Source organism: Conchiformibius kuhniae DSM 17694, assembly GCF_000428785.1.
GTDB lineage: Bacteria > Pseudomonadota > Gammaproteobacteria > Burkholderiales > Neisseriaceae > Conchiformibius > Conchiformibius kuhniae.
The window spans coordinates 44,571-56,677 of record NZ_AUAP01000001.1; the positions used below are offsets into that span (position 1 = coordinate 44,571).

Genomic DNA, 12,107 nt, shown 5'->3' on the forward strand with positions numbered 1-12,107 from the left:
CCCTACCCCTCCCCGTCATGATGCAATCCATTATCGAACACCTCTCGCTCGCCACCCGTCATTACGGCACGCCCGTTGCCGAAGCCGCCCTGTCTGCGCAAGTGCCGCACGGCGGCGCATTGGGCGACAGCTACCGCGCTCTTTCCGAAGTGTTGCTCAGCTTCGGCTTTGAAAACAGCCTTGCCAAACGCGAGCTCGCCGACATTCCCGCCCTTGCCGTGCCTGTGGTTTTGGTGCTGCGCGACAACGAAGCCGCCCTGCTTACCCGCGTCAGCGGCACGGGGCGTTTGCGCCGCTATGTGCTGCGGCAGGGCAGCCAAGTGGCAATCGAAATCAACCACGAAGATTTGGTGCAGCGTTACTTGGGCTACTGCTGGTTTGTCAAACCGAAAATCGCCGCAGACGGTCGCTCCGAACTGCCCGAATACAGCCTGCCCAAAGCGTGGTTTTGGAAAGTCATCGGACGCTTCCGCCGCTACTACTACCAAGTGATTTTGGCGACTTTCGTGATTAACTTTCTCGCGCTGGTCAGCTCGCTGTATGTGATGCAGGTGTACGACCGCGTGATTCCCAACAAAACCTACGAAACCCTGTGGGCGTTGAGCATCGGCGTGGTGGTGGCGATTGTGTTTGAACTGATTGCCAAACTGGTGCGCGGCCATCTCACCGACATCGCCGGCAAAAAAGCCGATTTGATTATCAGCGCCGCGCTGTTCCGCCGCGTGATGGCGCTGCGGCTGGCTGAAAAACCCGCCTCGGCAGGCTCGTATGCCAGCAATCTGCGCGATTTTGAAGCCGTGCGCGAATTTATGACCAGCGCCAGCCTGCTGGCATTGGTGGATTTGCCGTTTCTGCTGCTGTTTGTCGGCGTGATTGCGATGGTGGGCGGCAAACTCGCACTCGTTCCGCTTACCATTATTCCCACCGTCATCATCGTCAGCCTGCTGGTGCAACGCCCCTTGTCGCGCTACATCAACGAATCCATGCGCGAAAGCTCGCAACGTCAGGGCTTGGCGGTGGAAGCGGTGGAAGGCATTGAAACGCTGAAAGTCAATAACGCGGCCAACTGGGCACAGCAAAAATGGGACGCCTACACCGCCAAAACCGCCGCCGCCTCCATCAAAGTGCGCGACACCAGCAATTTTCTGGTGAATTTCGCCGTGGCGATGCAGCAGTTGAACACCGTGTTTTTGGTGGTGGTCGGCACGTTTCTGATTCACAGCAGCAATCCCGAAGAACAAATCAGCATGGGCGCGTTGATTGCTTCGGTAATTTTGTCGGGACGCGCCCTTGCCCCGCTCGGACAGATTGCCGGTTTGGCAACGCGCTACCAGTCTGCCAAACACGCGCTGGAGGGCGTGAACAAAATCGTGGAACGCCCGATTGAACGCAATCCGGAACGCCAATACATCACTTTGAACGAACCGCGCGGCGAGCTGTGTTTCCGCCAAACCCGTTTCGCCTACCAGCCCGATGCCCAACCCGCGCTCGGCGGCAGCGATTTGCGGATTGCGGCGGGGGAAAAGGTCGCCGTTCTCGGCAGCATCGGTTCGGGCAAATCCACGCTGCTGAAGCTGGCGGCGGGGCTGTACGAGCCGCAGCAGGGCAACGTTACGCTCGACAACGCCGATTTGCGCCAGCTTGACCCGAATTTTCTGCGCCACCACATCGCCCTGCTGAACCAGTCGCCGCGCCTGTTTCTCGGCACTTTGCGGGAAAATATGGATTTGGCGCGTTCGGACGGCACGTTTTCCTCCGACCAAGATTTGTTGGACGCGCTGACCCGTTTTGGTTTGGACAAATTGGTGCAAAACCACCCCAAAGGCTTGGACATGCCGCTCGGCGAAGACGGTTTGGGCTTGTCGGGCGGACAAAAACAGATTGTCGCGCTGGCGCGGCTGACTTTGCGCCGTCCGCGCGTGGTGCTGCTGGACGAGCCGACTACGGGACTTGACCCCTATACGGAAAACCTTGCCCTGAACGCACTGGCGCAATGGGCGAAAGACAAAACCGTGATTGTGGTAACACACCGTCCGCAGGTGTTGAAAATGGTGGAGCGGATTATCGTGATGGACAACGGCATGGTGGCGATGGACGGGCCGCGTGATGCCGTGTTGCAAAAACTGATGGAAAACGAGCGGGCGCAGCAAGCGCAGGCCGGCTGAAGCTGTTTACTCCCTCCCCCCGCTTGCGGGGGAGGGCTGGGGTGGGGGAAAACACGGCATTCCCTTGTTTGTTTCCGTAATCTTTTTTAGAATGACGAAGCATGAGCCGTTAAGCCGAATTGGAAGCACATCATGACAACCCCATCTTTCCCCGAATGCGTGTATCTGGGCGGTTTTCACTCGCCGCAACTGGGCGGCATCGCCGCCTGCCTGCCCGCCGCGCAAGGCGGATTTTGCCTGCACTTCGCCCCCGAACACGAACAGCAAGCCTTACGTTTGGCGGAAAACGCCGCTTTAGCGCTGCTGGCAGACAGCCCCGCCGCCCTGCTGCACCTGCACATCATCGATTTCAGCAACCGTCCGCGCTTTCCCTATTTGAACCAACTGGTCAAACAGCAGCTCTGCCGCACCCTGCTGAACGGACAAGCCGCCCTGCAAGCCTTTAACGAATTGGAACAAATCCTGCAACACCGCTACCACACCCTGTTCCAAAACGGCGAAAACTTTTGGCAATACAACGCCCGCAGCCGCCGCGCCGAAGCTTGCCATGTGCTGATTGTCAATACCGCCTGTTTTCCCGAATACAACAGCCCGTCCCCGCAAAGGCTGCAAGACTTTCTCCGCAACGCGGGCGATGCGGGCGTGTACATCATCGCCCTGCACAACCAAGCCACACCCGCCGAACCGCAGAATCCCTCCCGCGAAAGCCTACTCGCCGCCCTGCCCGCCATACGCCTGAACGCGCAAGGCATCCACACCGATGATGTGCTGCCCGCCGCAACCTTATACCGCGCCGGTTTTGCCTTTACCCCGCTCGATGTGAACCAAGACCAAATTCTCAACACCCTGCGCCAAAACCTTGCGCCCCAATCCGCAGACGAACAAGACTTCCTGCGCATCAAAATCGGCAGCTTTGCAGACGGCAGCGATGCTTATTTTTCGCTCGGCAACGCCTGCGGCAGCCATCACGCCCTGCTGCTCGGCGGCACGGGTTCGGGCAAAAGCAGCCTGTTGAAAAACCTGATTATCCGCATCGGCGAACAACACCACGCCCAACAATTCCGCCTGTATCTGATGGACTACAAAAACGGCGTGGAATTTAATGCCTTCCGCAACCACCCCAATGTGGAAAAAATCTTTTTCAGCCGCGAAGACAATGTACGCGCGGGCATGGACTTTTTAAAACAGGTGCAAGCGCAAATCGAGCAGCGCAACACCCTGTTCCGCGATGCCGCCGTGCAAAACCTGAACGACTACAACGCCAAATACCCCGACACGCCCCTGCCGCGCATTTTGCTGATTATCGATGAATTTCACATTCTGCTGCGCGGCGATTTCCGCCACCAGCAATACGCCAACACCCTGCTGGAAGACATTGCCAAACTGGGTCGTTCCGCAGGCGTGCATTTGCTGTTCAGCACCCAGAGCCTGCGCAATGTGAATTTGGATGCCGCCACCCGCGACCAAATCGGCTTGCGCATCAGCTACCGCGTGGCGGACGAAGGCGCATTGGGCTACGAACTGTTCCGCAATGCCAAAGACATTGTTTCGCTGCCGCCCTATCACGCCTGTTTCCAAAGCGGCGGGCGCAGCGACAGCGTGCAGATTGACCCGCCGCAAGATGCCGAAGCCGCCATCCGCCGCATTCGCGCCGCACGCCCCGCCCATTTGCAGGTGCAAGCCGAAATCATAGACGCGCTTGAAGCGGCGGACGTGCCGCCCGTTGCGGATGCGGAACGCCCCGCCGAAGCCGCCGCGCCCAAAGCCAACCCCATAAAGCAAAACTTTGACGAATTTGACAAAATATGGCAGCAGCCCCCCGCTCCTGCTGAAACAGCTAAACCGGACGATGATGACGAAATATTAAACCCCAAATGGATAAATGAGGAATAAAACCATGCACACCCAATATCAATACTATGCCGACTACCGCCAAGATTTGGATAAAATATTGGTAAAGATTGCGGAAAAAGAACGCCAAGAACAAGAAGCCCGATGGCGGCGCGAGCAGGAAATACAACGCCAACGGGAAATTGAAGAGCAGCGCAAACGTGAAGCCGAAGAAGCAAAACGGCGGCGTGAGCAGGAAGCACAACGCAAACGTGAAACGGAACGAAAACACCAAGCAGATTTACAATCTATTATTGATTGGGCAATTAAAAATAAGATTCCTGCAGATAAATTGCCGCGCAATACTCAGAAATTGTATGAACAGCAGAATTTGGATTTATCAGGATGTAAATTGACCTCACTACCGGAAACTATCGGTAAATTGTCAAATTTACAAACATTGCAGATTAGGTACAACCAATTGACCGTGTTGCCTGAAAGCATCGGCGAGCTGTCAAATTTACAACTATTGGACATTGAAAACAACCAACTGACCGCGCTGCCTGAAACTATCGGCGAATTGGTTCGTCTGAAAGAATTTGATGTCTGCAGTAACCGCCTAACCGTGCTACCCGAAGCCATCGGCAAGCCGAACAATTTGCGGGTATTGCGGATTTCTAGAAATTACCTGACCACGCTGCCTGATGCCATCGGCAAGCTGAGCAATTTGCAGAAGTTGGATGTTGACGGCAACCAACTGACCGCGTTACCTGATGCCATCGGCAAGCTGAACAATTTGCAGAGCTTGAGTGTTGCTGATAACCAATTAACCGCGCTACCTGATACCATCGGCAATCTGACCAATTTGCAGGAATTGTTTGTTAGCTGCAACGAACTGACCGCGCTACCTGATACCATCGGCAATCTGACCAATTTGCAGGAATTGCTTGTTAGCTGCAACGAACTGACCACGCTGCCCGAATCTATCGGTATGTTGTTAAATCTTAAAGAATTGAGTATTGCACTTAATGAGTGCATGACTACATTGCCTCAATATATTCAGGCTGCCGATTACATCTATAAGGAACATGTCATTGCAGAGATAAACCGCAATGCCGAACGCCAAGAACGCGAACGCCAAGAACGCGAACGCCGCGAAATGGAAGAACGCAAACTGATTAACCGTGTGAAAAAATGGTGGTCAGACCTATGAGCAAAACCCCTTTCTACCGCATCTACACCGGCGATTACACCGCAGTGGGCTATCAAAACGGCGTGGCGGACGGCAAACAGGGCAAACCCAAAAACCATTTCGGTATGCTCAAACGCCATTGGTTCAATTATTTTTGGAAAAGCCAAGAAAGCAGCAATAGCTATAGCGCGGGCTACAATTCGGGTCATCAAGACGGCTTGAAAATCCGCGAAAACATTTACCACCAAACAGGAGCAGGCAATATGAATTTGGAGCATTACGAACGTATTTTGACGGGTTTGCGCACCGCCGAAAACAATGTGCGCCAAAACATCAACCAATTGGAATCTTCATTGGCGCATTACGAACGCCAAATCAATGCCATGCAAAGTGCGGGCTTCTTGGAAGATTATGCCGTGCAACTGCGCAAACAGCAGGGCTTGGAAATGCGTATTAAAAAGCTTCAGGAGTTTTTGGAAGAATTGTTGCGTAAGCTGAAAGAAATCGAGCAGCGCATTTTGGCTTTGAAAGCCGAAGCAGAGCGCGGTGGTGCGTAACCATATTGATTTAAATAAAGGAATATATCATGAGCCAAGCGAAATTAAGCGACCAACTGGGCTGGTGCATCACCAGCAAAGACCATTTGCAAAACCTGTCCGATGCCGTGCAGGTGTCGGCAAACAATTTGGATAATATCATTCAAATGATGCACCAAAGCAGCTTTGCCGAATACAACGCGCTGTTGCTGCCCATTCGGGAAAGGTTTAATCAGGGCAGCACGGAAACACAAAAATTTATTGCCGAACACCATTTGGCTTATTTGGAACGGCAAGCCAAAAGAATTGTTGCTGAATTGAATGGTTTGGGTTGAAAGCAGTAATGCCCCATCTGGGTCGTGTCATCAATTAACCGAAAAAACACCGCGCCGTCATTCCCGCGCAGGTGTAGGTTGGCTTGGCGCGAAGCGCAAACCCGACAAAATCCATAAATTTTCGGAAAATTGAAAATCAATGAAGTATAAAAACTGCCGTCATTCCCGTGAATGCGGGAATCCACTGTCCAATGACCTGCGGGCAATGTTTTTTCAAGGTTTGTTGGAATGTGTTTTGGATTCCCGCCTACGCGGGAATGACGGTGCTGTGTTTTTCGGTCAAACGATTTTTGATTTTCAAACTGCCTGAAACCCCAAAAAACCATTGGAAACCATCATGCCAAACCGTAACAACAAAGATTTCGTCTCCCAATCCGACCTGCATTTAATCAACGACTTAAACGCCGCCCTGCAAACCGAAAAACATCGCGGCCTGTTTGCGGTGGTGCTGCTGCTGTTTGCGCTGGCGGCGGCGTTTGTGGTGTGGGCGTACAACAGCAAGCTGGAGGAAGTAACGCGCGGACAAGGCAGCGTCATTCCCAGCAGCCGCGAACAAATCGTGCAAAGCCTTGACCCCGGCACGATTGCCGAAATGCTGGTCAAAGAAGGCGATGTGGTGGAAAAAGACCAAGTGTTGCTGAAACTGGACGACACCCGCAGCATGGCAGTGCTGCGCGAAAGTGCGGCGAAAGTCATCAATTTGGAAGCAATGATTGCGCGTTTGCGTGCCGAAGCCTACCACGCGCCCCTGAAGTTTCCCGACCATATTCCGCCCGATTTGCGCCAGCGCGAAGCCGCCGCCTACCACGCCCGCCGCCGCGCCATGACCGATTCGGTGCAGGGTTTGAGCGTAAGCAAGGCCACGCTTGACCGCGAAATCGCCATCACCGAGCCGATGGTGAAACAGGGCGTGATGTCGGAAGTGGAATTGCTGCGCATGAAGCGCGAGTCCGCCAATCTCGCCCTGCAAATCGCCGACAAGCAAAACCACTACGCCGCCGAAGCGAATAACGAGCTGGTGAAAGTGGAAGCGGAATTGGCGCAGGCGCGGGAAAACATGGCGGTACGCGCCGACCCCGTTGAGCGTTCGGAAATCCGCGCTCCGCTTCGCGGCATTGTGAAAAACATTAAAATCAATACATTGGGCGGCGTGGTGCAGGCAGGTCAGGAAATTTTGGAAATTGTGCCGCTTGACGACAAATTGCTGGTGGAAGCCTATATCCGTCCGCAAGACGTGGCGTTTATGCGCCCCGGCTTGGAAGCGGTGGTGAAAATCAGCGCCTACGATTACGCCATTTACGGCGGTTTGAACGGCAAAGTTACCCTGATTTCGCCCGACACCTTGAGCAACCAACGCCGCGCCGATGATTTGAAGCTTGACCCGAACCAGCAGTATTACCGTATTTTGGTGGAAACGGACGGCAAGGGCATTACCGACAAAAACGGCAAGCCGATGGAAATCATTCCGGGCATGGTGGCGACCGTGGACGTGAAAACGGGCGAAAAAACCGTGTTTGATTATCTGATTAAGCCGATTACGCGCTTGAAGCAGGCTTTGCGCGAGCGGTAAACAGCGTTTTCTGCTTGGGGTGTGTCATCTATTTTCCGCAAAAAGCACCGCATCGTTATTTCTGTGAATAAATTCAAACCAACCTTGCTAAAACATTGCTTGCCAAGCATCAGGCAGTGGATTTACGCATGCACGGGCATGACGGTGCAGGGGTTTTTCAGTCAAATGATGACACAAGGGATGCGGTTTGCCACAACAAAGCCCCCGCCGCAAACACGACAGGAACTTTTTGCAGTCTCACAACATGAGAACAATACCAACTATTCCCACTCAATCGTGGCGGGCGGTTTGCCGCTCACATCGTACACCACGCGGTTGATGCCGCGCACTTCGTTAATGATGCGGTTGGACACGCGCCCCAGCAAAGCATACGGCAATTCCGCCCAATGCGCGGTCATAAAATCGCTGGTTACCACCGCCCGCAGCGCCACCACATAATCATAAGTGCGCCCGTCTCCCATCACGCCCACCGATTTCACCGGCAAAAACACCGCAAACGCCTGACTGGTCAAATCATACCAAGACGTGCCGTTGTCATCTGTGCTGCGGCGCAGTTCTTCAATAAAAATATCATCGGCGCGGCGCAGCAAATCGGCGTATTCGCGTTTGACTTCGCCCAAAATCCGCACTCCCAAGCCGGGGCCGGGGAAAGGGTGGCGGTAGACCATCTCGCGCGGCAGACCGAGTGCCACGCCCAATTCGCGCACTTCGTCTTTAAACAGGTCGCGCAAAGGCTCCAGCAGTTTCAAATTCAGCGTTTCAGGCAGCCCGCCCACGTTGTGGTGCGATTTGATGGCGTGGGCTTTATTGGTTTTCGCGCCCGCGCTTTCAATCACATCGGGATAAATCGTGCCTTGCGCCAACCACTTGGCATTGTGCAGCTTGGCGGCTTCGCGCTGGAACACGGCCACAAATTCCGCGCCGATGATTTTGCGTTTTTGTTCGGGGTCGGACACGCCCGCCAGTTTGGACATAAAGTCGTCCGCAGCGTCAATATGCACCACGTTCACGCCCAAGTTGCGGGCAAACATCTCCATCACTTTTTTGCCTTCGTTCAGGCGCAGCAAGCCGTGGTCGACAAACACGCAGGTGAGTTGGTCGCCGATGGCGCGGTGAATCAACGCCGCCGCCACGCTGGAATCCACGCCGCCCGACAAGCCCAACACCACTTGTTCGCCGCCGACCTGTTCGCGGATTTTGGCAACGGCTTCGTCAATATAATTGGGCATCGTCCACGACGGTTGCGCGGCGCAGATGTCCAGCACAAAGCGGTTCAGCAAGGCACGTCCTTGCTTCGTATGGGTAACTTCGGGGTGGAACTGAATGCCGTACCAGCGTTTGTCGGCGCGTTCCATGATGGCAACGGGGCAACTGTCGGTTTTGCCGGTGATGGCAAAGCCTTCAGGCAGCTTGGACACTTTGTCGCCGTGGCTCATCCACACGTCCAAACCGCCCGCTTCGCCGTCAAACAGTCCGCGCGTCAAATCGCTGTCGGCGGTTTGCACGCGGGCGTAGCCGAATTCGCGCTGGTTGCCCGCTTCCACCGCGCCGCCCAGATGGTGCGCCATAAACTGCATGCCGTAGCAGATGCCCAGCACCGGTACGCCCAGTTCAAACAGGGCGGGGTCGGCGTGGTATTCGGAGCCGTAAACGGAATTGGGCCCGCCGGAAAGGATAATGCCTTTGGGATTAAAGGCTTTAATCGCTTCCAAAGGCATATCGTAGGGGTGAAGCTCGCAGTAAACGTGTGCTTCGCGCACGCGGCGGGCGATGAGTTGCGTTACTTGCGAACCGAAATCGAGAATCAGGATTTTGTCTTGGGTCATGATGCTTGGCGCGGGAAAACGGAAAAGGCGGATTTTAACACAGACACGGGACGCGGGTGGTTGCGCCCGTCAATCATGATGCGCCCTAAATGACCGGCAAGCGATGTTTTGTCAAGGTTTGTTGTGCTTTGACTTGGATTTCCGCTTGCGCGGGCATGACGGCGCGGTATTTTTTGGATGATTGATGGTACGCCCTAACGGGTTTGCTGCAACAAGTGGTTGATGTCCTGCTGTAATTTGCCGAAACGCTCGGGGTGTTCGGCGGCATACGGCGCAATCAGCTTGGCGGCTTCGCGCAGCAGGGGTTTGGCGCGGTCGGGCTGCCGCCATTCGTGGTAAGCCACGGCGAAATGAAACAGCGTTTCCGCCACTTGGTATTCAAAATGTTGCGGCTGGCTGCGGGCGAGACGGCGGTACAGTTGCAGGGCTTCGCGGTGCAAGGCTTCGGTTTCGCGGCGGCGCTGCGGCTGGTGTTTGAGCACCGCCGCCAAGCCGTTCAAGGTGTTGGCAAGATTGGCTTGAAACACTTCGGGACGGTCGGCCGCCAAACGGCGGTAGGCGTGCAGGGCTTGGCGGAACAGTTGCTCCGCTTCTTCGCGGCGGGCGGGGTCGCCGCCCAACAGCATCGCCAGATTGCTTTGCGCCGATGCGGTTTCGTGGGCGAACACTTCGGGTGTGCGTGCCGACAAGGTGCGGTAGTTCGCCAACACTTCGCGAAATAGCTTTTCGGCTTCGTGTTGCCGTGCCGGGTCTTGCGCGGCGATAATGGCGAGATTGTTGGTGATGCCGGTCAGCTCCGGCAAAAATACGCCGGGCGTGTGCTGCGCCAATTCGCGGTAACCGTCCAAAGCCTGACGGAACAGGGTTTCCGCTTCGGCGCGGCGGTTCGGCTGCTGCACGGTGAAAACCGCCAAATTGTTGCGGACGGCGGCAAGGCGCGGCACAAAATATTCGGGACGTTTTTCAGACAGCCTGACGTACGCCGCCACCGTTTCGCGGAACAGGGCTTCGGTTTCGCGGCGGCGTTTGGGGTCTTTGGCGAGCAGGGCGGCGAGATTGTTCAAGGTTTCCGCCGCATCGCCCGCAAAGGCGGGGTTTTCAGCCAGCCTGCGCCGCAGCGACAGGGCTTCGCGGTACAGCGTTTCCGCCTGCCGCCAACGGGCGGGGTCTTTGGCAATCAGCACCGCGCAGTTGTTGAGCGTGGCGGCAAGGTCGGGTTCAAACGCGGCGGGGCGGTTTTGCGCCAAAGTCCGGTAGCGTTCCGCCGCCTGCAAATACAGGGTTTCCGCTTCGCGGTGGCGGAACGGGTCATGCGCCAGCAGCAATGCCAAATTGTTCAAGGTTTTGGCGGTGTTTTCCCGATAAGCGTCGCCGTTGTCGTCCCGCATTTGCGCGTAGGCGTGCCACGCTTGGCGGTAATACGCTTCCGCTTCACGGTAATATTTGTTTTGTTGGAGGAAATAGGCGTATTGGAACAGGGTTTCCGCCGAGCGTTCCGCCCGCAAAGCGGTTTCAAAAGCGGCGCGGGCGGCGGGAACGCGTTGTTCTTTCAGGGAATAATCCATCGCCGTCAGTTGCGCTTTCAGCAGCCACTCTTGACCGTTGTGCGACAGGCGTTTTTTGTTTTCCGCCGTTTGCGCCGACAAACGCTGTTTGTCCGCCAGCAGTTGTTTTTGTTCCGACAACAGGGTTTCGCCGTTTAAAACGGCGCGGGCTTTGTCCAAACGCCCTTGCTGGAAATAGGCGCGGGCTTGGCGCAAACGGCGGGTGTCGGGCGCGGCGTGGCGGAAGGTTTGCGCCAGTTGCACCACATCGTTTTGAAATTGCTGCACATGGTTGCGGGCGGTTTGCCATTCCTGCTGCACTTCGGCAAGTTCTTGTTTGAAATCGTCATCATCGGGATAGCGGCGCACTTTTTCCTGCAATTTCACATAACGTTGGCGCAGTTTGGTTTCGGCGGCGAGCAATTTTTGATAGTCGGCGGAGGAGGCGATGATGGCTTCGGCATTGGCGGGCGCGGGCGGGAACAGGTGTTTGACGACAGGCAGGTTTTTCGCCCAATCCGTACCGGCGTTGCCGATGATGCCGCCCAGCAGCGCGGTAAACACGAAGACGGTAACCACATTGTTTTTCAGGAACAAACAGGTTTTGCGGCTGCCGCGTTTCAGGCAGCCTGCGGCGCGGCGCAATATCGGCAGCCAAACGGTGCGGGCGGTGGCGGAGAGGATTTTGAGTAGGCAGATGAGTTTGATGACGGCGGTTTTGACTTTCATTGTTGATTTAAAAGGTTATAAAAAAACAAACTGCCTGATAGATTTTTCAGGCAGCCTGTAATTTTACAAAATAGGCTGACGGGCGGACAAGCGCGGGCGCGGTACGGTGTCGGCGGCGCGGTTTTTTGTGGCAAACGGTTGTGGCGGCGCGGCAATGATTTTAGAAAATTTGCCGTTGCGCCGATATTTTTCCGAATTTTGTGCGGATAATTTGCCTGAAAATACCAATTTACTGCCTGATTTGTGTCATCTGATTGAAAAACCACGACACCGTCATGCCCGCGTGGGCGGGAATCCAAACAAACGTTGAAAAACATCGTTTGCCAACCGTCAAACAGTGGATTCCCGCCTGCGCGGGAATGACGGCGGTTTTTATATTT

9 protein-coding genes are annotated in these 12,107 nt (G+C 55.2%); 6 read left to right on the forward strand and 3 right to left on the reverse strand.

The annotated features are described in order from the left end of the window. The first annotated feature begins 20 nt into the window (after positions 1-20). From G392_RS0100275 to G392_RS0100305, 6 genes are all read left to right on the forward strand, one after another. Positions 21-2,165: a type I secretion system permease/ATPase gene (locus G392_RS0100275; protein ID WP_027008600.1), complete on the forward strand. Its 2,145-nt coding sequence runs from the start codon at positions 21-23 to the stop codon at positions 2,163-2,165. A gap of 132 nt (positions 2,166-2,297) precedes the next feature. After that, positions 2,298-4,058, forward strand: a complete 1,761-nt coding sequence (locus G392_RS0100280) for an FtsK/SpoIIIE domain-containing protein (RefSeq protein ID WP_034334092.1) — start codon at positions 2,298-2,300, stop codon at positions 4,056-4,058. 4 nt (positions 4,059-4,062) lie between these two features. Next, a complete protein-coding gene (locus G392_RS11625; RefSeq protein ID WP_051255488.1) occupies positions 4,063-5,208 on the forward strand; it encodes a leucine-rich repeat domain-containing protein in 1,146 nt (381 codons plus the stop codon). Continuing rightward, complete coding sequence (locus G392_RS0100290; protein ID WP_027008602.1) at positions 5,205-5,744, forward strand: hypothetical protein; 540 nt, start codon at positions 5,205-5,207, stop codon at positions 5,742-5,744. Before G392_RS11625 ends, G392_RS0100290 begins: the two co-directional genes overlap by 4 nt. A 29-nt stretch (positions 5,745-5,773) precedes the next feature. Beyond that, positions 5,774-6,058 (forward strand): hypothetical protein, encoded by a 285-nt coding sequence (locus G392_RS0100295; protein WP_027008603.1) that lies wholly within the window; start codon positions 5,774-5,776, stop codon positions 6,056-6,058. A gap of 337 nt (positions 6,059-6,395) precedes the next feature. Beyond that, the gene (locus G392_RS0100305; RefSeq protein ID WP_027008604.1) at positions 6,396-7,628 is read left to right on the forward strand and encodes an HlyD family type I secretion periplasmic adaptor subunit; all 1,233 of its coding nucleotides are present in this window, start codon (positions 6,396-6,398) and stop codon (positions 7,626-7,628) included. Positions 7,629-7,888: 260 nt separating this feature from the next. Here G392_RS0100305 and guaA read toward each other — a convergent pair whose 3' ends face one another. The 3 genes from guaA to G392_RS13445 form a co-directional block, all read right to left on the reverse strand. After that, entirely contained in the window at positions 7,889-9,454 is a 1,566-nt protein-coding gene (gene guaA, locus G392_RS0100310) for a glutamine-hydrolyzing GMP synthase (RefSeq protein WP_027008605.1), read from the reverse strand. 194 nt (positions 9,455-9,648) lie between these two features. Beyond that, complete coding sequence (locus G392_RS0100315; RefSeq protein WP_027008606.1) at positions 9,649-11,727, reverse strand: tetratricopeptide repeat protein; 2,079 nt, start codon at positions 11,725-11,727, stop codon at positions 9,649-9,651. Beyond that, the gene (locus G392_RS13445; RefSeq protein WP_156900740.1) at positions 11,724-12,044 is read right to left on the reverse strand and encodes a hypothetical protein; all 321 of its coding nucleotides are present in this window, start codon (positions 12,042-12,044) and stop codon (positions 11,724-11,726) included. The genes G392_RS0100315 and G392_RS13445 overlap by 4 nt, the downstream gene beginning before the upstream one ends. Positions 12,045-12,107 lie beyond the last annotated feature (63 nt).

Bases quoted from the DNA above. Each gene is read 5' to 3' on its own strand.
- G392_RS11625 (WP_051255488.1), top strand. From the start codon at position 4,063: ATGCACACCCAATATCAATACTATGCCGACTACCGCCAAGATTTGGAT.
- G392_RS0100280 (WP_034334092.1), top strand. From the start codon at position 2,298: ATGACAACCCCATCTTTCCCCGAATGCGTGTATCTGGGCGGTTTTCAC.
- G392_RS0100290 (WP_027008602.1), top strand. From the start codon at position 5,205: ATGAGCAAAACCCCTTTCTACCGCATCTACACCGGCGATTACACCGCA.
- guaA (WP_027008605.1), bottom strand. From the start codon at position 9,454: ATGACCCAAGACAAAATCCTGATTCTCGATTTCGGTTCGCAAGTAACG.
- G392_RS0100275 (WP_027008600.1), top strand. From the start codon at position 21: ATGCAATCCATTATCGAACACCTCTCGCTCGCCACCCGTCATTACGGC.
- G392_RS0100305 (WP_027008604.1), top strand. From the start codon at position 6,396: ATGCCAAACCGTAACAACAAAGATTTCGTCTCCCAATCCGACCTGCAT.
- G392_RS0100315 (WP_027008606.1), bottom strand. From the start codon at position 11,727: ATGAAAGTCAAAACCGCCGTCATCAAACTCATCTGCCTACTCAAAATC.
- G392_RS13445 (WP_156900740.1), bottom strand. From the start codon at position 12,044: ATGTTTTTCAACGTTTGTTTGGATTCCCGCCCACGCGGGCATGACGGT.
- G392_RS0100295 (WP_027008603.1), top strand. From the start codon at position 5,774: ATGAGCCAAGCGAAATTAAGCGACCAACTGGGCTGGTGCATCACCAGC.